The sequence below is a fragment of the Halobaculum sp. D14 genome, assembly GCF_051195135.1.
Taxonomy (GTDB): Archaea; Halobacteriota; Halobacteria; order Halobacteriales; family Haloferacaceae; genus JBNTKA01.
Genome location: NZ_JBNTKA010000002.1, coordinates 262,331 through 286,171, shown reverse-complemented (window position 1 = coordinate 286,171; position 23,841 = coordinate 262,331). Strand labels below are relative to the sequence as shown.

At 70.2% G+C, this 23,841-nt stretch carries 15 protein-coding genes and 1 pseudogene; 6 read left to right on the top strand and 10 right to left on the bottom strand.

Going from position 1 to position 23,841, the window contains the following annotated elements; all coding sequences use genetic code 11:
- Positions 1–51 precede the first annotated feature (51 nt).
- Positions 52–861, top strand: coding sequence for a diphthine synthase (gene dph5 / locus ACQUST_RS07210; protein WP_435126826.1), 810 nt, complete (start codon positions 52–54; stop codon positions 859–861).
- Positions 862–922: 61 nt separating this feature from the next.
- Here dph5 and artA read toward each other — a convergent pair whose 3' ends face one another.
- The 3 genes and pseudogenes from artA to ACQUST_RS07195 form a co-directional block, all read right to left on the bottom strand.
- Complete coding sequence (gene artA / locus ACQUST_RS07205; RefSeq protein ID WP_435126824.1) at positions 923–1,954, bottom strand: archaeosortase A; 1,032 nt, start codon at positions 1,952–1,954, stop codon at positions 923–925.
- A 180-nt stretch (positions 1,955–2,134) separates the two neighbouring features.
- Complete coding sequence (locus tag ACQUST_RS07200; RefSeq protein ID WP_435128149.1) at positions 2,135–4,462, bottom strand: BGTF surface domain-containing protein; 2,328 nt, start codon at positions 4,460–4,462, stop codon at positions 2,135–2,137.
- 204 nt (positions 4,463–4,666) lie between these two features.
- A pseudogene (locus tag ACQUST_RS07195) lies at positions 4,667–4,759 on the bottom strand (surface glycoprotein); the annotation flags it as partial.
- A gap of 643 nt (positions 4,760–5,402) precedes the next feature.
- On the opposite strand from ACQUST_RS07195, the gene ACQUST_RS07190 reads away from it, so the two are divergent.
- From ACQUST_RS07190 to ACQUST_RS07175, 4 genes are all read left to right on the top strand, one after another.
- Positions 5,403–6,575 carry a tubulin/FtsZ family protein gene (locus ACQUST_RS07190; RefSeq protein WP_435126822.1) on the top strand — a complete coding sequence of 391 codons (1,173 nt, stop codon included), beginning with the start codon at positions 5,403–5,405 and terminating at the stop codon, positions 6,573–6,575.
- 30 nt (positions 6,576–6,605) lie between these two features.
- A complete protein-coding gene (locus tag ACQUST_RS07185) occupies positions 6,606–7,898 on the top strand; it encodes a tubulin/FtsZ family protein (protein WP_435126821.1) in 1,293 nt (430 codons plus the stop codon).
- Positions 7,899–8,027: 129 nt separating this feature from the next.
- Complete coding sequence (locus ACQUST_RS07180; RefSeq protein WP_435126819.1) at positions 8,028–8,420, top strand: hypothetical protein; 393 nt, start codon at positions 8,028–8,030, stop codon at positions 8,418–8,420.
- A gap of 164 nt (positions 8,421–8,584) precedes the next feature.
- Positions 8,585–8,872 (top strand): DUF7526 family protein, encoded by a 288-nt coding sequence (locus ACQUST_RS07175; RefSeq protein ID WP_435126817.1) that lies wholly within the window; start codon positions 8,585–8,587, stop codon positions 8,870–8,872.
- Between the two features lie 54 nt (positions 8,873–8,926).
- Here ACQUST_RS07175 and ACQUST_RS07170 read toward each other — a convergent pair whose 3' ends face one another.
- The 7 genes from ACQUST_RS07170 to ACQUST_RS07140 form a co-directional block, all read right to left on the bottom strand.
- The gene (locus tag ACQUST_RS07170; protein ID WP_435126815.1) at positions 8,927–9,700 is read right to left on the bottom strand and encodes an adenosylcobinamide amidohydrolase; all 774 of its coding nucleotides are present in this window, start codon (positions 9,698–9,700) and stop codon (positions 8,927–8,929) included.
- Positions 9,681–10,709 carry a threonine-phosphate decarboxylase CobD gene (gene cobD, locus ACQUST_RS07165; protein ID WP_435126814.1) on the bottom strand — a complete coding sequence of 343 codons (1,029 nt, stop codon included), beginning with the start codon at positions 10,707–10,709 and terminating at the stop codon, positions 9,681–9,683. The genes ACQUST_RS07170 and cobD overlap by 20 nt, the downstream gene beginning before the upstream one ends.
- Positions 10,699–11,319 (bottom strand): NTP transferase domain-containing protein, encoded by a 621-nt coding sequence (locus ACQUST_RS07160; protein WP_435128147.1) that lies wholly within the window; start codon positions 11,317–11,319, stop codon positions 10,699–10,701. The genes cobD and ACQUST_RS07160 overlap by 11 nt, the downstream gene beginning before the upstream one ends.
- Positions 11,319–12,089: an adenosylcobinamide-GDP ribazoletransferase gene (locus ACQUST_RS07155; protein ID WP_435126812.1), complete on the bottom strand. Its 771-nt coding sequence runs from the start codon at positions 12,087–12,089 to the stop codon at positions 11,319–11,321. The genes ACQUST_RS07160 and ACQUST_RS07155 overlap by 1 nt, the downstream gene beginning before the upstream one ends.
- On the bottom strand, positions 12,080–12,988 hold the full coding sequence (cbiB, locus tag ACQUST_RS07150; protein ID WP_435126810.1) for an adenosylcobinamide-phosphate synthase CbiB: 909 nt from the start codon (positions 12,986–12,988) through the stop codon (positions 12,080–12,082). Before cbiB ends, ACQUST_RS07155 begins: the two co-directional genes overlap by 10 nt.
- Entirely contained in the window at positions 12,985–13,617 is a 633-nt protein-coding gene (locus ACQUST_RS07145; RefSeq protein WP_435126809.1) for an HAD family hydrolase, read from the bottom strand. Before ACQUST_RS07145 ends, cbiB begins: the two co-directional genes overlap by 4 nt.
- A gap of 138 nt (positions 13,618–13,755) precedes the next feature.
- Positions 13,756–14,313 carry a DUF7344 domain-containing protein gene (locus ACQUST_RS07140; RefSeq protein WP_435126807.1) on the bottom strand — a complete coding sequence of 186 codons (558 nt, stop codon included), beginning with the start codon at positions 14,311–14,313 and terminating at the stop codon, positions 13,756–13,758.
- A gap of 380 nt (positions 14,314–14,693) precedes the next feature.
- Between ACQUST_RS07140 and ACQUST_RS07135 the strand changes: the two genes are divergently transcribed.
- On the top strand, positions 14,694–23,777 hold the full coding sequence (locus ACQUST_RS07135) for a right-handed parallel beta-helix repeat-containing protein (RefSeq protein ID WP_435126805.1): 9,084 nt from the start codon (positions 14,694–14,696) through the stop codon (positions 23,775–23,777).
- Positions 23,778–23,841: the final 64 nt, after the last annotated feature.

The window sequence follows — 23,841 nt, the reverse complement described above, 5'->3', positions numbered from 1 at the left end:
GCCTGTACGGCAAGCGAAACCGGGAAGCGTCGCGGCGCCGCACCTGCGGCTATGCTCACGTTCATCGGCCTCGGCCTGTACGACGAACGCTCCGTCACCGTCGAGGGCCGGGAGGCGCTCCGCGCCGCCGACCGCGTGTTCGCGGAGTTCTACACGAGCCGGCTCGTCGGCACCACGGTCGACGACCTCGCGGCGCACCACGGCGTCGACGTCGAGGTCCGCGACCGCGAGGGCGTCGAGCAGCGCCCGGAGCCGATTCTCGACGCCGCCGAAGACGGCGACGTCGCGTTTCTCACCGCCGGCGACACCATGATTTCGACGACGCACGTCGACCTCCGGGTGCGCGCCGCAGAGCGCGGCGTCGACACCCGCGTGATTCACGGCGTCACCGCCCAGTCCGCCGCGTCGTCGCTGACCGGGCTGCAGAACTACCGGTTCGGGAAGGCGGTGACGCTGCCGTTCCCGTACGCGCACGGCGCCGACGGCGTCCCGCAGAGCGTCCGCGACGGCATCGACGCGAACCGCGACCGCGGGCTGCACACGCTCGTCTACCTCGACATCAAGGTCGCCGGGTCGTCGCCGGCCGGCCCGCAGCCAGGCGAACCGGACGAGTACATGTCGGCGTCGACGGCAGCCGAGATGCTCGCGGACGACTGGGACGCTTCCGCGCTCGGCGTCGTCGTCGGCCGCGCCGGCAGCCCCGACCCGGTCGTCGCCGCGGACCGGCTCGGCGCGCTCGCCGACCGCGACTTCGGCGACCCGCTGCACATGCTCGTCGTCCCCGGCGACCTCCACCACCTCGAAGCCGAAGCGCTCGAAACGCTCGCCGGCTGCCCGGCCGAGGCGCTCCCGGAGTTCTGAGTCGACGGCGAAAAAACGGCGTCCGGTGGGGCGCGAGGGCGAGGCTGGGTCAGCCGGACCGTCAGAGGCGCTGTGAGCCGGAGTCGGCCGCCGCGTCGTGCGCCGGGTCGACCTGGCTCCGGAGGTCATACTCCTCGTTCGTGAGGAGGTACAGCACGTCCTCGACGACCGTGAGCAGTTCGGGGAGTTCGCGGACGACGAGGTAGGTGATGCCGACGAGCGCGACGACCGCGAGCACCTGACTGAGGATGCGGTCGGCGACGAAGTACGACACCTTGTAGACGTTGTCCGAGCCGAACAGGAACAGCACCTCGTCGACGAACACCTGGAGGTACTGGTTGCCGAACGTGACGCCGATGAACGTGGTGCGGACGAGGTTGAGCGCCCAGATGACCGGAATCGACACGGCGAGCGCGCGGAGCTTCCGGGCGAGCGGCGCGCGGACCGCGGCGATGAGCCCGACGAAGATCGCCATGCTGCCGAGCCCGGTGCAGGCAAGCAGGATTTCGAACAGGAGCTTGTGGCCGCCGGCGGTCGTGAACTGGTAGGCGTTCATGTAGCCGAGCACCGGCCCCTCGACGCGCTCGGGGTGGTAGCCGAGCAGCCGAATCACGAACCCGGTCTGCTCGGTCACCGTCAGAATCAGGACGCGCTTCGGCGCCGGGACGTGGACGCCGGCGACCGTGAACGACGGAATCGTCTCGAACGGCAGGTACACCAGCCCCATCGCGGCGACGGCGCGCGACAGCACGAACAGCGAGTCGCGGCCGTTCCACAGCAGCCAGCCGGCGTACAGACACGCCGGTACGGCCGCCAGCGCCAGGACGCCCTCGACGTAGCTCTTCTGCGTGAACGCGAAGTGCGGGAACAGCACCAGCCAGAACGCGGCGAACAGCGCCCACGCCGCGGCCGTCGTCGCCCGCGCCGGGTCGACGCCGGCGGAACTGAGCCGGTCTGAGAGCGCGGCCAGCCAGCCCCGCCCGGACTGCCGGAGCCCCGCGGCGGACCGACGCTGCAGCCACTCGAACGACGCACCGACGAGGAACGCGGCGATGACGAGCCACGCGAACAGGTCGGTGAGTACGCTCGGCATGTCCTGAAACCAGGCGTCCGCACAGTAAAGCCCTTGTCGTCTCACCCGACCTCGGCGGCGTTGTCCCGAGCAGTATTCTGGTCGGAGAGTGCTGCGGCTGTCGGGCGGGAGCGTCCGAAAGAAAAGGTCCGCGTGAAGCGGAGTTGAGTGACCGGTAACGCCGGTCAGTCGTGGTTCACGTTAGTCGCGACGGATCGCGAGCAGCGCGGCGCCGAGCAGCGCGACGATCCCGAGCACGGCCGTGAAGCCGGGCGTCGTGGTCGTCGTCGTCGTCGCCGGCGGCTCAGTCGTCGTCGAGGTCTGCGGCGGCTCCGTCGTCGACGTCGTCGACGTCGTCGTCGGCGGCTCCGTCGTCGACGTCGTCGAGGTCGTGCCGGCCGACGTCGTCGGCTTCGGCGTACCCTCGATGACTTCACCGTCCGCGGTGTCCTTGACGGACTGGCCGTTGTTCGCGGTGGCGGTCACACCGAAGGTGTCACCGGCGTTGATGCCGTCCGGCGTCGTGAAGTCGAAGTCAGCGGACCAGGTCCCGTCCGGCTTGACCTTGACCGTCTTCGACTTGAAGAACGCCGGCTGGACGCCCTGGTCGGACTGCGCACGGACCGTGACCTCAGTGCCAGGCGCCAGGCTGGTGTCACCAGAGATGGTCTGGTTCATCGCAGCGTTCACCTGAACCGGGTCACTGCTGATCGAGAGCGACCGCTCAGCGGCCTCGTACGTGCCGTTGACCGCCTGGTGGTCGTCGGAGTCCGTGCTCTTCAGCAGGAAGTCGTCCGAGACCGTGTAGGTGGCCTTGTACGTCTCGCCGTCAGACGGCGACACGGAGGCCTCACCGGTCGTACGGTCGAAGTCCGCCGAGCCGGTGTCGATAACGAAGTAGTAGTTATCGGTGTCCCGGTCGGCGACGACAGAGATGCTGGAGTTCGCGATGTCGATGACCTTCGGCGCGAAGTTCCCAGTGCTGCCCGACTGGTTGACGGTCAGCTGACCACCGACGTCGGAGCTGTTGTAGAAGTGCGCACCGAAGACCTCGGACATCCCGCCGAGACCGGACGCCGAGACCTGCACGATGACGTAGTCACCGTTCGCGATCTGGTTGTCCTGCGTCACGACGTTGTTCTCGACGTGCGTCGTGATGTCCGACGCCGTCACGCTCGAACCGTCGTCCTTCGTGTCGAGGTCCGACAGCGAGCCGGGCGCCGTCCAGATCTGCGCGGACGTGGTCGACCGCTGGTTCAGCACCAGCGTCCCGACGTCGTCGGGCGACTCGTCGAGCGTCGAGTAGACCTGCTGGCCCGCAGCCGTTGCGAGCTCGTAGTTACCCGTCGCAAGAACCTCGGTCAGTCCGTTGCTCGGGTGCTGGGAGATGTTCGTGATCGAGTCGTCACTGTCGCTGGCCAGGTAAACCGTCTCCTGGTCAGTCGCATTCGGGTTGCCAGCGGCGTACGTGTTGAAGTAGACGGTCACGCGACCGTCGTTGTTCTCGTCGTAGACCGTGAAGTTCGCCTCGTAACCGATCGAGGTGTAGTCACCAATGCTGACCGACGCGTAGTCGGACGCACCGGAGACCGAGACGTTGAACTTCGCAACGTCGCCCTGGTTTGCGGTCACCGTGTTCGAGACGAAGCCGGACGTGCCTTCGCCGACGTTCTCGACGGTGATGGACGCGTTGTCCTCGGCCGTCGTGTCCGTCACGTCGAACGTGAAGTTGTACGTGCCGGCGTCGATGTCGGTGAAGTTCGCGGTGAACGTCTTCGTCGTCGCGACCTTGTCGGTCCCGATGAGGATACCGTCGTCGTCAGCGACGTCGCCGTCGTCGTCAACGTCGACGTCCTTGACGGTGTACGTACCGGGCTGGCTGGCGTTGTTCCGAGCGAAGACGCTGAACAGCTCGTCGTCCTCGAGACCCGCGGAGGTCACGTACATGTCGTACGCGCCGGGGCGCTGGTTGGACGTCACTTCGAGGTCGACCGTCCCGGGAGCCGCGTTCCCGACGGTGTCCTCAGCGAACTCGGCGGTGAGGTCCTGCGTCGTGACCGTGAAGTTCACGTCAGGACTGCTCGCGCCGTCGTTCGAGATGAAGTACTGCGTGTCGTCAGCGAGGTTCGCCGTACTGACCGTGACGTAGCCAGCCGTCTGGTTCTTCACCAGCGGCCGCAGCTGCGTCGGGGTCTCGCCACCCTTGTACAGGTAGTACTTCCCGGAGCCAGTGTTGTCGTTATCCTGCGCGATGTAGTCCCACTTCAGCTCCTGGCCCTTGTAGACTAGACCATTCGGGTCGAAGTTCGTGTCGTCGCCACCCGTCGGGTCAACGACGTCGAACTGGAACTGTGCGTCGGTCCCTGCGTCGGTCGCAGAGATCGTCAGCGACGTGCCCTGGTTGGTAGATGCACCAGTGGTGTCGAGCGTCAGCGTGACCGTGACGTTAGCGGTGACACCGTTCGTGTTGGTGCTGTTGAGGTCGAACGTGAACTCACTATTCGCGGTATCCAGGTTCTCGTTAGACACCGTGAGGTTAGCCGGATCCGCAGAGGAAGCACTAGCGCCAGTGACGCTGATCGCGCTCTGGAACCCGCTAAGGTCGAGAGTCACGTTCTCTGTGCCGTTACTATTGAACCCTGCTTTGACCACAAGGTCCTGGCTATACGAGGACTGGCCGATTTCGACGTCTTCCGACGTCACGGCAGTCCATGTGGACGCATTCGCGGCAGCCGCACCCGAGAACGCCACAGTACCAGCGAAGACGCTGAATACCATGAGCGCCGTCAGGAACAGCGCGCGGATTTTGTCGTTATAGTCTGTCATAGTTTGGATCGGATCTGCACTGCATCGGCGACATCACCGTTCGCCCACGCCTGCTCCAGACCGCCCGCGGAGCGGACTTGGCGAGGGATACTAGTTGCTGTCACCATGGGTAGGGGTACGGGCGAACGAAACACCGCTCGTTATAAATGTCTTGTGGTGAGCGCCGTGTCGCGTCAACGCTTGACACACCCGAAATCCGGGGGTAGACGGCTACTCGTCGAATCCGCGGTAAATACTTTGTGGAGCCGACGCCGGCGCCGGTCGCTCCGGCCGGAACGGCGGTGCTCGGAGCACGACGCCCGCCCCGGGTGCGTCGGAGACGGACACAGCCGCGAACACGTGTAATCGTTCTCGCGTGTGCGGACGTCTCGGGCGGAGAAGCGCCGAGAACCGTGCTGGTCGACCCAGCGGGGCGTTTCCAGATGGAGCGGCCGCCGAACGGCCCGTTCCGAGTTCGGCTCCGCGTTGTCCAGCGGGCACGCGCGCTGACAGGTGTAGCGCCTCGTCGAGCCCTGTCTGACACACGTTAATAAGCGTCCGTACCGAAAGGTCGGCACTACATGGTCTCAGTGATCCCCCGCCGAACGACGGAACCGAGCCGCGTCCGACAGTCCCAGATTCGGGCCGCCGACCTGGAACACCGATGAAACTGGCAACCATCGGCGTCGGAAACGCCGGCAGCAAACTCATCGACCGGATGATCGAGTTCGAACAGGACACCGGCCGGAACCTCTGCCGGCACGCGCTGGTCATCAACACGGCTCGCACCGACCTGGCGAAGCCGGAACACATCCCGGAGAGCCGCCGCGTCCTGATCGGCGAAACCCACAAGAAGGCACGTGGCCACGGCGTCGGCGGCGACGCGGAAGTCGGCGCGGAGGTCGCGAAGACCGACATCGACGAGATTCGGCGCGTGTTCGACGACGTCGAAATCCACGAGGTCGACGCGATTCTGGTGGCCGCCGGGCTCGGCGGCGGCACCGGGAGCGGCGCCGCGCCGGTCGTCATCGACGAGCTGCAGAAGATGTACGACGAGCCGGTGTACGGGCTCGGCGTCCTCCCCGGGAAGTACGAGGGCGGTCGGCCGGCGCTCAACGCCGCGCGGTCGCTGCAGTCGTTCGTCAACAAGGTGGACAACTTCATCGCGTTCGACAACGACGCCTGGCGCGCCCGCGGGCAGACCATCGAGCAGGGGTACGAGGAGATGAACGAGGAGCTCGCGGCGCGCATCGTCACGCTGCTGGCCGCCGGCGAGGTCGACGAGTCCGACGTCGGGGAGAACGCGATGGACTCCAGCGACATCATGCGGACGCTCGACACCGGCGGCGTCTCCTCCATCGGCTACGCGTCCACGACGCTCGAAACCGCCGAAGAGGGGCTGCTCTCCCGGTTCGACGGCGCCGAGGAGGCGGAGATGGAGTCGACGGACGCCGCCAAAATCAAGGGGCTCGTCCGGCGCGCCGTGAACTCTCGGCTCACGCTCCCCTGTGAAGTGTCGAGCGCCGACCGCGCCCTCATCGTTTTCGCCGGGCCGCCGGCGGCAATCTCGCGGAAAGGCGTCGAGTCCGCCCGGGAGTGGCTGGAGAACGAAGCCGACACCGTCGACGTGCTTGCCGGCGACGACCCGCGGCCGGAGTCGGCGACGCTCGCCGCCGTGGTGCTGCTGTCGAACGTCACGGAAACGCCGCGGATCAAGGAGATTCAGAACCAGGCTGTCGACGCGCAGAACAAGATCCAAGAGCAGGACGCCGTCCGCGACGAGGAGATCGAGTCGCTGATCACCGACGATGACAATGACCTGGACCCGATCGTTTGAGCCGCTCCGCGGAGCGGCTGAGGCGAGCGGATGAAGCTCGCGCTGCTCGGCGCCGGCAACGCGGGCACCCGCATCGTCGACCGGCTCGTGACGGCCGAAGCCGACACCGGCGTCGATTTCACCGCCGGCAACGTCCTCGCGTTCGACACGACGACGGCGGCGTTCGCCGAGGCGACGGCGCTGCCCGACGAGCGCCAGATCCTGCTCGGCGACACCCATCCAGCAGTAACGCAGCCCGCAGCCGACGACGACGCTGAGCGCGACGACGCAGAACCGGCGGCAGACGGCGACGCTGACGGTGCCGCCGGTGGAGCAGTTACTGATGCAGGTGTCGGTGGCGACCCGGACGCCGGCGCCGCCGTCGCGACCGACGAACTCCCGGAGATTCGGCGAGCGCTGGACCTGGTCGACGAGACGGAGGTGGACGCGGCGATGCTGGTCGCCGGGCTCGGCGGCGGCACCGGGAGCGGCGTCGGAAGCGTCCTGCTCGAGGAGATGCAGGCCGTGTACGAGTGCCCGGTGTACGTCCTCGGGGCGCTTCCGGCCGAAACGGAGCCGGACCGCCGCGCGCTCACTGCCGCCCGCGCAGTCCGAACGATGGTGCCGCTCGCAGACACCGTGTTTCCGGTCGACAACGAAGCCTGGCGGGCAGGCGCCGACGACGTTTCAGATCGGTACCGCGAGATTAACGACGAAATCGCGACCCGAATCGTGTCGCTGTTCGCCATCGGCGAGTCCGGCCCCGCCACGGCCTCGGAGATCCGGATCGACCCGGCGGACGTCCAGCGGACCCTCGACGTCGGCGGCCTCGCCACCATCGGCCAGGCCACGATCGAAATCGACGTCGACACAACGGGGTGGCTGACCCGACTGCTTCGGCAACTCGGGCTGGCGGCCGGCACACCGTCTGATGGGCCGACTGACGCAGCCACGATTAAACGGCTCGTCCGCCAGGCGCTCGAATCCAGGCTCACGCTTCCGTGCGAGATCGCCTCGGCCGACCGCGTCCTGCTGCTGCTGTCCGGGCCGCCCGAGAAGATCTCCCGAAAAGGATTCGAAACCGGCCGCTACCTCCTCGAACAGGAGACAGACACCGTCGAAGTGCTGGCCGGAGACGAGCCAAGACCTGACGCGTCGACAATCACGGCGACCGTGCTGCTGGCGAACGTCACCGATGTCCCACGGATCGACGACCTTCAGCAGCGGGCACTCGCCGCCCGAACAGACGGGTCAGGTGGGGAGTCCGCGGACGGCTACGGCTTCGACTTCGAGGAAGAGCCCGTCGACGAGGCGGCCGGAGAAGCGGAGTTCGAAACCAACTGATGGGGAGCTAATCCAGCAGCTTTTGCGGCGACTAACGTTCGTGTGCACGGTGAGTCACGCAGGTGTGCTCCTGCACACCCCCACCTCAATCTGCACGACGACCAGCGCCCCAGCAGCGACGGCGCGGGCATGACGTTCCCCACACTGGAGATGGGAAGCCACTCGAAGAGGCCCTGTATCGCCCCGACGAGCAGCGGTGAGCAACCCCGATGGGCGTTCGGATTCACGCTGCCCGTCGCCGTCGCCTCGAAGGACACCTCCCACAGCCGGTGCGGCACCAACGAGGTTTTAGCCGGTGCAAAGGCAGTACTCGATATGTCCGAAGAGCGCGACGGCGACCCGACGGTTCCGATTATCTGTTCGAGGTGCGGAACGGAGTCACGACTGCCGGTCGACGACATCGCCGACGCCATCGCCACCCACAACGATCGGGTTCACGACGGCGAGGAGCATGCCGAGGTGGACCCGGCGTTCCGCGAACAGATCGCGGACCTCGCTGCGTCGGACCTCGAACTACTGTAGAACAGACTCCCGGCAGACAGACGGATTCGTTCTTCCGCGTCCGCGACCGCTGTCTTCTCGCAGCGAACTCCGGCCAAACAACGGACAGCAGTACCGCCGGTTGGAGGCAAATCCGGACGGCTCGGCATCGACACCGGCTTGCCGGCGCGGAGTCAGCTCCGAGTGTGTCGGAGACGTTCAGCGGCGACGTACTGCACGTGATTCCACCGGGCGAACTCGGCGAGCACGACCGAACCGCAGAGCTGCAAGCGCTCGCCGAATCCCGGTACGTACTGGTCTGCCGGGCGGGTGGGCAACCGTCCTGGCTCGGCCTCCTTTGGGCAACCATTCGTCGCGACCCGATCGAAGCGACGACGATCGTCACCGACGAGCCGGCAGCGGAAGGCGACCAGATCGCGGTGCCAGTCGAGGAAACGGAGCTCCCCGGCGTCTACACGGCAGTCACAGAGTGACGAGTACCGCCGACTGCTGATTCCTCTCCGAGCCTCGTCGAGTAGGAGCCGACCTCACTCCCCGGGGACGAACACGTCGCTCCGAACGGCTGTTTCGACGCCGTACTCCGCGTCCTCGACCGACCGGGGCGGCTCCGCGTCCCGGTATCGCGAGTCGAGAGTGGCCTGCAGCGCGTCGCGGACGCAGGCGCGTGCGGCGGCGCCGACTCGCGTGGCGCTTCCGGAGTACCGCGACGGCTCGCCGTCGGGGTCGGTGGCGGCGACGACGGCGTCGGTCGTCGTCCCCGGGAAGCCGGTTTCGTGAAGCAGCGTCGCGGTCTTGGCTTCGGCGGCGACCGCGACGAGGTTCGCGAGCGCGGCGTCGCCGAGCGCCCGGGTCGTGCCGACGACGACGTTGACGGTGCCGGCGTCGGCGTCAGCATCGGAATCGGCATCGACGTCGTCGGCGTCGGCGTCGGCGTCGGCAGCGGGGTCGGCCGGGAGGTCGCCGCCGGCGGGCGTCATCGGGAGCGCGGCGGGGTTGGAGACGCCGGCGGTGACGACCGCTTCGACCGGGCCGCAGCGGGCGCCGCGGGCGTGTCGCTGGTCGACGCCGGTGAGCAGCACCGGCCCGGACGCGGGCGCGGCGTCGAATCCGGCGGCGGCGAGGCGTTCGTCGACGTACGCCGCGAGGTCGTCGCGGTGCCAGCCGTCCGGGACCGTGACGTTGTACGCCGCGTCGGCGTCGGCGAAGCCGCCGTCCCAGCCGGTCGACAGCCACCGCGTGCCGGGCCGCCGCAGCCGGAGGACGCCGTCGCGCGTCGTCGCCTCAAACATCGGCGTCGACATCGGCGAGCACCTCCAGAAGCCGGTCGTTGTCGTCTGGCGTCCGGACGGCGACGCGGACGTGCGAGTCGAGGCCGCGGAACGTCGTGGCGTCGCGGACGGCGACGCCGCGGGCGCTGACGGCGGCGGTGAGCGCGTCGACGTCGCGGTCGCCGACGTCGACGAGGAGGAACGGGGCGTCCGACGGCGCCACGTCGAAGCCGTGCCGCTCGGTGAGCGCGGTTCGGAGGCGGCGGCGTTCGGCGGCGACGCGGCGCCGGGTCTCCGCGACGAACTCGGTCTGCCGCATCGCGTGCGCGCCGACCGCGGCGGCCGGGGCGCCGAGGTTCCAGGCGCGCCGCGCGGTCTGGAGGTCTGCGAGTCGGTCGCCGGCGGCGACGAGGAATCCGGCGCGGAGCCCGGGGAGCCCGAACAGCTTGGTGAGCGACCGCACGACGACGACGCCGTCGGCGCCGGCCAGCGAGTCGACGTCGGTGAAGCCGAGGAACGCCTCGTCGACGAGCAGTTCGGCGTCGGCCGCGCGGCAGCGTGCCGCGAACTCCCGCAGCGCGTCGGGGTCGGCCGCCTCACCGGTCGGATTGTTGGGCGTGCAGACGACGGCCATCGCGTGCCCGGCGGGGTCGGCGTCGAGGAGTTCGTCGTGCGGGACGAACACGGGATCGGCGCCCTGCAGCTCGATTTCGCGGGCGTACTCGCCGAAGCTCGGCGCCGGGACCAGCACGGTGTCGCCGGGGCCGACGCGGGTCTCGATGGCGAGCCGGATGCCGGCGAGGCCGCCCGGCGTCGGCACGACGCGGTCGGGGTCGCAGCCGACGTAGTCTGCGGCGGCGGCGCGGAACGCCGGCGCGTCGTCGTCGGGGTACCGGGTCGCGTCGTCGAAGGCGGCCTCGTACACCTCGCGGGTCCCCGGCGGCGTCCGCGGATTGACGTTCGCGCTGAAGTCGAGGACGTCCGGGTCGTCGGCGCCGCCGTGCGGGACGCGCGCCGCGTCGCGGACGGCGTCAGGCTCCATCGGCCACCTCCCCGCCGGCCGGCGCGCGTCGGGCCGCGAGCAGCCGTTCGGCGACCGCGGCGTCCGCGCGGCGGTTCACGTTCACGGCGAGCCGCGCGTCGTAGCTCCGGACCGCAGTGTCGCCGTCGTCGGCGACGACGTTGACGCCCGTCGGCACCCACGCCGCAGCTGCGTCGGCGGCGTCCCCGGCGTCTCCGGCGTCTCCGGCGTCGACGCTGTCGACGCTGACGCCGAGTTCGCGCTTCAGCGCCGCCGGGACGCGCACCGTCGTCGAGCCGTCGGCGGCGACGAGCACCGCGTCGACCGCGTCGCCGGCGAGCAGCGGCAGGTCGGCGGCGACGGTCAACACCGGCGTCCCCGTCACGTCGAGCGCCGCCTGCAGGTCGGCGACGTAGCCGTCGCCGGGCGTCCGAATCACGGAGACGGCGTCGTCGTCCGCGAGGTGGTCGCGCGTGTCGGGCGTGTGCGGGGAGACGGCGGCGGAGACGGCGTCGACGCGGTCTGCGGCCGCGAGCGCGTCGCGCACGCGGTCGACCATCGGTGCGCCGCCGACCGCGAACAGCGGCTTCTCCGCGTCGGCGTCGAGCCGGGTGCCGCGGCCTCCGCACATCACGAGAGCGTCCACACCATCACCCCCGCGTGCAGCCCCGCGATTCGCCCGGCCTCGTTGACGGCGCCGAACACGTCGCCGCTGACGCCGCCGAGCAGCCGCCTGACCCGCCACAGCACCGCGCCGGCGCCGACGACGGCGCCTGCGAGCGCGCCCGCCGCGGCCGGTGACGGCGCCGAAAGCAGCGCGGCCGGCACCGCCACGGCGACCGCCGGAAGCAGGTCGCTGCGGGCGGCGCGGCCGGTGAACTGCGACCCGAGTCCGTCGTGGGTCGCGGTGCCGACGCAGGCGACGGCGGCCTGCCCGAGTTTCGCGCCGACCTCGGCGGCGACGACGACCGCGGCGGCGACGCGGAGCGGGAGGCCGGCGGCACCGACGGCGCCGAAGCCGAGCGCGAGCAGCGCGACGCCGACCGCGGCCGCGGCGCCGACGCCGACGGTGGTGTCTTTCAGCGCGGCGTGCCGGTCGGCGGCGTCGCCGTGGACGACCGCCGCGTCGGCGACGTCGGCGACGCCGTCGAGGTGGTTGATGCCGGTGAGCAACAGCACCGAGCCGACGTACGCGGCGGCGCCGACCGTCGCCGGAAGCCCGGCCGCGACGCCCGCAGCCACCGGGACGGCGAGCAGCGCGCCGACGGCGTAGCCCGTCGCCGGGAACGCCCACGGCGACCCGCGGAACGCGGCCCAGCCGGCGTCGTCGTGGCCGACGCGGAGCCGCGTGAGGAAGCCGAGCGCGCCGCGGACCGCGTCGGCGGCGTCGCTCAGGGCCACGTAGCCACCCCCGCGGCGGCGAGCGCGGTCGCCAGCAGCCCCGCGGCGCCGACGACGTGAATCCCGCGTCGCGCCGCCGCCGCGGTCGGCAGCGCCGGCCCGCACGGCAGTTCGTACGCGCCCGGCTTCTCCAGCCGCACGTCGAGCGCGGCGGCGAGCGTCGCCATCGGCCACCCGGAGTTCGGCGACGGCGGCGTCGACGCGTGCGGCCACGCCCGCCGGAGCGCACCGGGGTCCAGCGCCGCCGCGGCGACGAGGGCGGCGCTCAGCCGCGCCGGGAGCCACATCACGGCGTCGTCGAGTCGGGCGCTCGCGGTGCCGACGCGCTTCGACCGGTATCCGAGCATCGAGTCCAGCGTGTTCACGGCTTTCACCCACGCGGCGGCGCCGGCCGCGACGGGCAGCGAGACGGACGCGCCGACCGCGAACGCGGCCAGCGGCGCGACGAGGCCGTCCGCGAGGTTCTCGGCGGCGCTCTCGACGGCGGCGCTCCGAATCTGGCCGGCGGACAGCCCCGCGGGGTCGCGGCCGGCGAGCGACCGGAGCCGGTCGCGGGCCGCGTCGACGTCGCCTTCGGTCGCCGCGACGACGGCTCGGGCTTCGTCGAGCAGCATCCGGAGGCTCGTCGCGCTGAACAGCGCGAGCGCCGCGACGGCGACCGCGGCCGCAACGTGGAGCCGTCCCGCGGCCGCGACGACGCCGGCGACGGCGACCGCGGCCGCGAGCGGGAGCGCGACCGCGACGGCGACGCCGACGGCCAGCGGCCGGGACCACTCCCGGTCGAACGGCGCGACCGCCGCCCCGAACCAGACGACGGGGTGTGCGCGCGTCGGGAACTCCCCGACGGCGGCGTCGAGCAGCGCCGCCACAGCGACGGCCGCCGCGGCGGGCAGGCTCACGGCTCGCCCTCCGCCCGGAGTTCCCGGGCGACGGCCGGAAGCGACCGGGACTCGTCGAGCAGCACCGCGCGGCCGCCGACCACCTCGACGCCGCCGTCCGCGTCCGGGTCGTCGCCGACGTGAACCAGTTCCGCGGAGTCGACGTCGAGCGCCGCGGCGACGGCGTCGAACGCCCGCGGGTCCGGCTTCCGCCAGCCGCACCCAACGCTCGTCACGACCGCGTCGAACCGGTCCGTGCCGACGCCGCAGCGGTCGAGGACACGCTCGGGGAGCCCGGGGACGCTGCAGTTCGACAGCAGGCCGACTGCGCCGCGGTCAGCGGCCGCAGCGAGCGCGTCGCGGGCGCCGTCGCGGACGGTGACGGGCCGGTCGAACGCGTCGCGGACGGCGGCCGCGGCGACCGGTTCGGCGACGTCGACGTCGCGGCTGTCGAGCGCCGCCGCGACGTGCCGGCCGAGCGAGCACTCGGCGCCGGCGGGCACGTCGACGTGCGGCTCGCGGTACGCCGCCGCCCAGTCGTCCGGGACCGGGACGTCGCGGTCGCGGAGCGCGTCGGCGACCGCCGTCGCGGGGTCGGCGGGCCGCGCGACCGCCACGAGCGTCCCGAACAGGTCGAACGAAGTTGCCACTGTGGTTGGATTCCTGCAACTGGACTTGAATCACTCGGTCAGCGCGGTCGCCGGGGCGCGCCACGTACCTCCGCGGCACGACGGGGCGACTCGACGCGTCGTGTGTTCGTCAGCGGTCGTCGTCCCGGCCGCTGGCCGTCAGCGGTCGCCGTCGCGTCGCGCCCGGTGGAAGACGGTGCTGCCGAGCGTCCAGGTCTGGTAGACCGCGGAGGCGACGACGACGGCGAGGAACAGCGCCGCGACCCACACCGACGGGAGCGCGGCGAACCCCGGAACGCCGACCTCCACGGCGAGCACGGCCAGCAGGCCGAGCAGGCCGACGCCGACGTAGTACTCGCTCCAGGCGATGTCGTACCCGGAGACGACTTCGAGGTGGACGGTGACGTCGTCCGCGCGGTCGCTGAGCCGGATTCCGTCCCCGTCCTGCTCGACGATGCCGAGCCTGACGAGCTTCGGGATGTGCGTCTGCTGGAGGGAGACGTAGACGCTCTGCCGGACGTCGCGCGGCGCCGGCACCTCGTCGGACTCCTGTTCGGCGATGCGTTCGGCGAGGTCGCTCACGGACGCGGTCGCCCGGTCGGTGAGCAGCGAGAGCAGTCTGCGCCGCCGCTCGTTGCGCAACACGTCGTGGATTGCTGTCTCCGGGAGCTCCGGAGTGTCGGTGCTGCCGCGGTAGTGTGACGCACCGGCGATCATTGTGCGGAGAATAGGTCACCCGAGTAATCAATCTGTGTGATTTGCTCACGCAGAATACAGCTAAATTTTCTGCTTCTCGCGCCGACCGCTCCGGAGGCGCTCGATTAAACGGTCCGTTCAGCCGCTCACGCCACGCATAATCAGCCGTTAAGCGGGGGTTAACTGGCCATTGAATAAGCCGTCGGGGATCTGTGGGTGTGTTGATACCAGATGTCTCCCCTGCACAAGGCTCGGCAGCCGACGCGGCCCGCGCCGCCCGACGACGGGCCGCGGACGCGCGAACAGCTCAGACCAGAATCGACGGTCCCGACCAGACCAGTATCGGCGGCGAACAGACCGACATCGCCGGCGGACAAGCGGCCTGCACCGCCGGAGGACCGATGACGCGCTCGGACGCCAGCGCGGTTCGGCGGGCGGTGCTGCTCGCCGCGGTCGCCGCGCTCGCGACGCTCGCCGCCCCCGCCGCCGCGGCCGACCCGACGACCATCTACGTCGACGACGACTGGAGCGGCGCGAGCGGCGGCGACACCGTCGGCGACGGCTACGTCGTCGGGACCAACGCGACCGCGACGATACAGGAAGCGATGAACCTCGCCGACGCGGGCGACACCGTCGTCGTCCGCGACGGCACCTACGACGGCCAGGTGGTCGTCGACGAGGACGTGACGCTGACCGCCGAGTCGCCACACGGCGCGACGATTCGATACGCGCCCGGGAGCGCCACCGGCCAGCCGGCGGTGAAAGTCACGCACGACGGCGCCACCGTCTCCGGATTCACCGTCGAGCGCGTCGCCGCCGCGGGCCGCGGCTCGTCGGCGCCGTTCGCGCAGGGCATCCGGGTCTCCGGCAGCGACGTCCGCATCGAGAACAACGTCGTCGTCGGGTCCGGATTCACCGACCTCCACAACAAGGGCATCATGGTCCTCGACGACGAGAGCGGCGACGCGACCGGCGAAACCGTCGCGAACGTCACCGTCACCGGCAACGACGTCTCCGGGTTCGCCGGGCCGCTCGCCGTCGCGGCGAACTACGGCGGCAGCGTCGACGGCGTCGACGTCTCCGGCAACACGCTCGCCGGCGTGAACTCGAACGGCATCTCCGTCGGCGCAATCTCCGGGACGGTCAGCAACGTCTCGCTCGACGGCTACGGCTACGAAGCCACCACCAGCGCCTACCCGAACACGACGGTCTACTTCGCCACCGAATCCGACGCGCTCTCCTTTGGCGCCACCATGCCGGACGCCGTCGTCACCGACGGACAGGGAACGTACCTGGTCGGCTCCGGGATGTCGATTCAGGACGCCGTGAACGCCTCCGGGGACGGCGACACGGTCAGCGTCGCCGCAGGCACCTACACCGAGCAAGTCGTTATCGAGACGAACGTGAGCATCGTCGGCGCGGGCGAGGAAGCGACGACGATCAAGTCACCGTCTTCCCTCGCCCACTCGTTCACGACGGCTGGCGGCGAAGCCGGGTACGCCGCCCTCGTCGTGGAGAACGCTAACGCTGACGTGCGGAGGCTGACTGTCGACGGCGCAAACAACGGCGACGGAAACGTCGAGTTCCACGGCATCGCGTATGCGAATGCGAGCGGCACAATCGCGAACGTCACCGTGGAGAACGTGATGAACTCTCAGTTCTCGGGCAGCCAGCATGGCACCGCCGTCGCGGTATACAACCTCGACGGTCAACAGCGGACGTTCACGATGAAAGACTCGACGCTCGTCGATTATCAGAAGGGCGGCTTCGTCGCGAGCGGTAGCGGGCTCACCGCGCGCGTCATCGACAACGACGTAACGGGTCAAGGGCCGACGGACGTCACCGCGCAGAACGGCATTCAGATTTCTGGATCTGCAGTTGGTATAATAAAGGAGAACACGGTCAGTGGACACGACTACACACCCGGAAACTGGCTCGCGACGGATATCCTCCTATCCGGTCACAGTACAAACGAGACAACGGTGGTCGCGAACAACACGCTATCGAACAGCATGGGTGCGCTCGCTGTGTCCGGTTCGACCAACGTTGAGGTAACCGGCAACAACTTCTCGAACAACACCTGGCACCTTGCGGACTACACCGGGGGCCTCGACACGACCACCATCTTCGAGAGCAACGACTTCGACACCGCAGCGTACGCCGGAAACGCCACCGGTACGACAGGTGCGTCCATCGTAGGGACGCTCAGTGCCGCGGTCAGCGGTGCCAGTTCCGGCGACACCGTTCACGTCGCGAATGGGTACTACGACCTCGGCGGCGACCGGGTCGACGTGTCGAAAGACGGCATCACCATCGAGGGCGAGTCGAAGTCCGGCGTCGTCGTCGACGGCTCCGGCGCGTCGTGGCCGATATACGTCCACAACCAGAGCGACGTCACCCTGCGGAACCTCACCGTCTACGGCACCGAGCAGTCCGGCTCCGACGACACCATCAAGGCCGCGTTCGTGGACGGCCTCACCATCGAGAACGTCGCCGTCAACGGCTCCGCCGGCAACGAACTCGACTTGAACAACGTCGTAAACGCGACGCTGCGGAACGTCGACGCGGACGGCGAAGGCACCGGCGGCGTCGGCGTCGCGCTCTCGGGGGTCCGGAACGTGACGCTCGACGACGTCGACACGACCGGGAACGGCTGGGGCGGCGTCGGCCTGTACGACGTCTCGACCAGCGTGAAGAACAACTACCCGAGCGGCTGGACGCTCGTCGAGAACACCTCCGAGGTCACCGTCGCGCCGTCGAGCGACCTCAACGAGTCCATCTCGCTGTACTCCGACCAGGCGTTCGGCGGGACGCTCGGCGCGCTGTACGCGCCCGCGTACGACTACGCGGTGCAGAACCCTGACCACCGACCGCGCGGCGACGACTTCGTGTTCTACACCGAGACGGAGTCCGAAGCCGTCTCGCTCGCGCGCGGCCTCGCGAACAACAGCAGCTCGACCGTCCGGACGCTGACACACAGCGCCGGCGACGAGGTCGACCTCGGGTCGACGTACGTCGTCGCGGACGGCCTCTCCATCCAGACGGCCATCGACGCCGCGGACGCCGGCGCCACCGTCCGGGTGGCGAACGGGACGTACGACGAGTCGCTCACCGTCGACGAGCCGCTGTCGCTCGTCGGCGCCGGCGCCGTCGTCGTCAACGGCAGCGGCGGCGGCGACGGCATCTCGCTCGCCGCCGACGACGTCGTCATCCGCGGCGTCACGGTCCGGAACTTCAACACCGGCCTCGACGTCGCGAGCACGCAGTCCGTCGACGGCCTGCGCGTCGCCGACAGCCGCTTCGCGAACAACACGTTCGGCGTCTACTTCGCGAAGAAGTACGACACACCCGGCGACTCGACCGTGAGCAACGTCAGCTTCGTCGACGTCACCTTCGCCGACAACGACAAGAAGGGGCTGTACGTCGAGAAGCTCGAAGACGCGGTGTTCGACGGCATCACCGTCGAGGACAGCGGCGTCGACGACACCTACCAGTACAACAACGGCTTCGACATCAACCTCAAGGCCGGCGACTACGAGAACGTCACCGTCCGCGACTCCCGGTTCGTCGGCTCCGGCGAGTTCACGTCCGCCGTCTCCGGCCGGGACTTCTCGGGCGCGCTCGCCATCAAAGCCCGCGACGACGGCGACTACAACGACAGCGACACCCCGGCGGCGACGCTGACCGGCGTCACCGTCGTCGACAACACGTTCGTCGCAGAGGACGACTCCGAGCGCGTCGCGCTCCGGTTCGGCGAACCCGGCGCCGGCAACGCCGGCCCGACCGACGTCACCGTCGCCGGAAACACGTTCACCGGCTACGACGTCCCGGTGTACGACGTCACGACCGGCTCCGGGCTCGACGCGGCCGCGCTCGTCGCCAGCAACAACTTCACGGGCGGCGTCGCCACCGTCTCCGGCGGGTCCAGCGTCTACGGCACGATTCAGGCCGCCGTCGACCACGCCGCCGCCGGCGACACCGTCCGCGTCTCCGCGGGCACCTTCACCGAGAGCGTCGTCGTCGACACGTCCGTGACGCTTGAGGGCGCCGGCGCCGGCCGGACCGTCATCGCGCCGGAGAGCGGCACCGCCGTCAGCATCGAGAACGTCACGAGCGGCGACCGCATCAGGGTCGACGACGTCACGGTCCGCGACCTGACCGTTCGGGCCGCCCCGGGCGAAATCGGGCTGCACACCGTCTCGAACACCGACGACGACTACGAGACCGGGAACGTCACCGTCGAGGACGCCGTCGTCGAGGGCGGCGTCGCCGCGGTCGGCCTGTTCGACACCGAGCGGGCGACGTTCGAGAACGTCACCGTCCGGAACGTGACGAGCGACGTCGGCGCGTTCGAAGTCGGCGGCGTCGGCAGCCTCGTCATCGAGGACAGCCGCGTCGCGAACACGACGACCGGCGTGAAGTTCAACGACTTCACGGGGCTCGGCTACGAGCCGACCGGGTCGCTCACCGTCCGCCGCACGACGTTCACGCACACCGACGTCGCCGTGAACGTCACCGCCGGCATCGACGCCGCCGCGGTGACGCTGCAGTTCAACGACTTCGGGACGACCGGCCAGTCCGGCGGCGACGCGGTCGCCGTCGCGAACAACGGCGCCGGCGAACTGAACGCCACCCTGAACTACTGGGGGAGCGCGAACGGCCCGGCCGCCGACGCGAACCGCTACAACGCCGGCAGCCAGGGCGCGGCGGTCACCGGCGACGTGGCGTTCGCGCCGTGGCTGAACGCATCGCTCACCGGCGCGGGCACCGCGTCGACGGTCAGCCCCGTCACGAACACCGACACCGGCGACTCGTACGCCTCGATTCAGGCCGCCGTCGACGACGCCGCGTCCGGCGACACGATCCACGTCGCCGCCGGCAGCTACGACGAGTCCGTCGCGGTCGACACCGCGAACCTCACGCTGGTCGGCGCGGACGGCGCGACGATTCACGGCGGCATCGGCTTCACGGGTGCCCACCCGGACGGCGTCACCGTGACAGGGTTCACGTTCACGGACACCGAGAAGGCCATCAACGCGAACAACGCCGGGGACGACCTGACAGTGACGAACAACCGGTTCGTCGACGTCGCGAACCCCGTCATCCACGGCGGCGAATCCGGCGGCCAGGACCACGTCAAGACCGGGTGGACGATCGCCGACAACGAGGTGACGAACGCCTCGACTGGGTTCCGTCTGTGGAACCTCGGTGAACTCACCGTCACCGAAAACGACTTCACGAACGTCTCCGGGTCCGCCGTGTCGCTCATCAGCGTCGACGGAGCGGTCGTCGCGCAGAACACGGTGACGAACTCCACGAAAGCCGGCGTGTTCGTCGAAGGGCCGTTCAGCGCCGTCTTCGACACGGCGACACGGGACGTCGACGTGGTGAACAACACGTTCACGAACGCCGGCGCCGCGAACACGACGTATCCGCAGGCAGCCGTGAAAATCGGCTCGAACCTCGCCGACCGCGACGAAGTGGAGGTTCACCAGAACCGCATCACCGCCTTCCGGACGGACGGGCTGTTCGTGGCCGACTCGGCGAACGCGACCGGCACGGTCAACGCCACGCTGAACTACTGGGGCGCGCCGACCGGACCGGGCGGCGCCGGACCGGGCGACGGCGCGAACGTCACAGCGAACGTGACGGTGTCGCCGTTCTACGTGGACGCCGCGATGACGACGCTGTCGACGGAGCCGCCCGCCGTCAGCAACGCGACGCTGGTCGACGCGACCGACGGCAACGGCGTCGTCGGCGACGGCGACCGACTCACCGTCTCCGCGCGCGTGACCGACGCGAGCGGCGTCGACTCGGTGCGGGTGGACGCCGGACCGTTCGGCGCCGGCACCGTCACGCTCACCGACGGCGACGCGGACGGCGTCTACGAGGCGACGTTCACCGTCGACGCCGCGGCCGCGTCCGTCGACGCGAGCTACGCGCTGTCCGTCGTCGCGACCGACCGCGGCGGCGCGGTCGGCTCGGCGTCGACGAACCCGGTCGACCTGTCGACCGACTCCGAGACGACGACGACGTTCAGCGTCTCGGACGCGACGCCGCTGAACACCGACGTCGTCGACGTGACCGTCACGGTCCGGAACGTCGGGAACCGGTCGGCCGACCGAACCGTGCGGCTGCTCGTCGACGGCGCCACCGTCGGCACGAAGGCCGTGACGGTGCCCGCGAATACCTCGCGAACAGTGACGTTCCAGCACCGGTTCGCCGTCGGCGCCCACGCCGTCACGGTGAACGACTCCGTGAACACGCTGGCCGCGAAGACGGTCGTCGCGGACCGCGCGACGAACCCGCAGGCGTCCGTCTCCATCACGTCGCCGACCGCCGGCGCCACGGTCAGTGACGGGAACGTGACGCTGACGTACGCGCTGCGGAACGCCGACGCCGGCATCGCTGCGGTCAGGTACGCCGTCGACGGCGGCGCCACCCAGTCCGTCACGGACCTGAACCGGACCGCCGTGAACCTCACCGGGCTGAGCGACGGCAGCCACACCGTCACGGTGCGGCTCGTCGACAACCTCGGCAACGCGATGCCGCCGAAGACGCGGACGTTCACCGTCGACTCGACGCCGCCGACGGTCGACGTGACGCCGAGCCGCACCGACGCGGTCGGCGCGAACCGCGGCGTCGCCGTCGACCTCTCCGTCACCGACGCGAACCCCGGCGACGCGACCTTCGTGGTCCGCGACGCCGGCGGCGACGCGGTGTACGCGGCCGACGTCGGCGACGAACTCGCAGACGGAACCGCCACCGTCCGCTGGGACGGCACGAACGCGACCGGCGACCCGGTTCCCTCCGGCACCTACACGCTGGCGCTGAACGCCAGCGACGCCGGTGGGCTCACCGCGGAGGCGAACGCGACGGTCGCCGTCGACAACGCGGCGCCGTCCGTCGGCGTCGACTCGGTGTCGCCGCTGCACCTCGGCGGCGGCGGAACGGTGACAGTCGACGTCACCGCCGCCGACGCAGCGACGGGCGGCTCCGGCGTCGACGCGGTCGACGTGACGCTCGTCGCCGAAGACGTGAACTACCGGACGACCAGGGCTGCGACGAACGGCTCCGGGACGTGGACCGCGACGTTCGACGCCGCGAACCTCACGGTCGACGGCAACTACACCGTCCGCGTCACCGCGACCGACGCCGCCGGCAACGACGCGGCGGCCGTCGGCAGCGACGAACTCGCCGTCGACACCTCCGCGCCGACCGTCAGCGCGGTCGTGAAACCGAAGGACGGCACCACTGGCTACGTGAACGTCACCGTCTCCGAGGACGTCCCGTCCGCGCCGACGCTCAACCTCGACGACCCGGACGGAAACGACGTCACCGTCAACGGATTCAGCGAAGTCGGGTCGACGAACGTCTACTCCGGCACCTTCAGCTTCACCGGCAGCGGCCAGTACGAGCTGAACGCGAGCGCGGCCGACGCCGCCGGTAACGCCGGCAAGTCGACCGCGACTGCGAACGTCTCGACGGCGCTCACCGGGCGGCAGTTCACCATCCGCGGCGGCGACGGCACCGTCGTCGTGCTGAACACGAGCGCGAGCGTCTCGAATCAGTATGCGGCGTTCACCAGCTCTGACACGCCGCTCGCCGAACTCGGCACGAACGTCGGGTCGACGTTCCTGAACGGCGAACTGAGCCCGGGGCTCACAGCGAACCTCGACAACGCCTCCATCCGCATCCCGACCGCCGGGAACACGCCCGCCGGCGTCGACACGGAGGACGTCGAAATCCGGCGGTACAACGCGACCACCGGGTCGTGGGAGGCCGTCGGCACCACCGAGGTCCGCGTCATCGACGGCACCGAGTACTTCGTCGCGACCGTCGAGCACTTCTCGACGTACGGCCCGGTCGCGCCCGACACGACCGCGCCGAGCATCGACTCGACCGCCGTGTCGCCGACGAGCCCGACGTACAGCACCGCGACCGCGACGGTGACGGTGCAGTACAGCGACAACAAGCAGGTCGACGCCGGCAACGTCACGGTGCGGTTCGACGGCGCCGACGTCACGGGGAGCGCCGCGACGAGCGTCTCCGGGTCGCAGGTGACGTACACCGCGTCCGGCCTCGTCGGCTCCGGCACCCACTGGCTGAACGTCTCCGTGCCCGACACCGCCGGCAACGCCGAGACCGAGAACGTCTCGTTCACGGTGCCGCGCGACACGGACGCGCCGCAGGTCACCGAGTCCATCACGGACTCGCACCCGTACGGAACCACGTCGGTCCCGCTGTCGTTCGGGCTGACCGACAGCCTGAGCGGCGTGAACGTCTCCGCCGTCACGCTGTCCGTCGACGGCGTCGACGTCACCGGGCCGGCGACCGTCACGGCCTCCGGCGTCCAGTACACGGCGACCGGTCTCGGGCCGGGCACGCACACCGCGACGCTGACCGTCGCCGACGCCGCCGGCAACACCGACACCGTCACCGAGTCGTTCGTCGTCGCCGGCGACACCGACACTCCGACGGTCACGTCGACCACCATCTCGCCGACGCCGACGAACGGCGAACTCCCGATGGGGACGACGCAGGCGACCGTCGAGTTCGAGTACACCGACGCCACGAGCAGTATCGACGCCAGCAACGTCACGGTCCGGCTCGACGGAACCGACGTCACCGGCGACGCGGTCGTCACCGCCGACGGCCTGACGTACACCGTCCTCGGGCTCACGAACGGGTCGACGCACACCGTCACGGCGACGGTCGTCGACGCCGAGGGCAACACGGTCACCGAGTCCGTCACCGTCGAAGTCGCCGCTCCCGCGACGGACTCGCCGAGCGCCCCCGGCAACACCGCCGACGATGACGACGACTCGCCGTCGACCGGCCCGTCGACGCCGACGCAGGTCCGCGTCTCCGACGTGCTGCAGGGCGGGGTCGCGAGCGTCGACCTCGGCACGAGCGTCTCCCGAGTCGACATCACGTTCGACGACGCCGGCGCGTCCGGCATCGTCACGGTGCAGCAGCTCGACGGCCGGCCCGCGTCCGTCCCGCCGCTGCCCGACGGCGCCCGCGACGTCGCGTTCATCGACGTGACCGTCCCGTCCGGGCTCACCGACTCCAGCGCGACGGTCCGGCTGACCGTCAACCGCGACGCGGTCGGCACGGCCGACCCGAGCGGCCTCGTGGTGTACCACTACCACGACGGCTCCTGGTCGACGCTCGACACCAGCCTCGTCTCCGCGACCGACGAAACGGTCGTGCTGGAGGCCCGGACGCCGGGCTTCTCGCTGTTCGCTGTCGGCTCGACCGCCGAACAGCAGCCGACGACGGACACGCCGACCGACGGCGAGACGCCGACCGAGACGCCGACGGACGAACCGACTGAGACGCCCGCGGACACGCCGACGGACGAGCCGGCGACGAGCGAACCGGTGCAGGAGCCGGCCGGCTTCGACCTCGGCGTCGTCGCCGCGGTGCTGCTCCTGCTCGTCATCGTCGGCGCGTTCGTCGCGCTCCGCCGCCGCGAGTAAGCCGCACCGGCCGCCGCCGACAACGCCGACGACGACGCCGCTGCGGCTCGGCGGTCTCCGACCC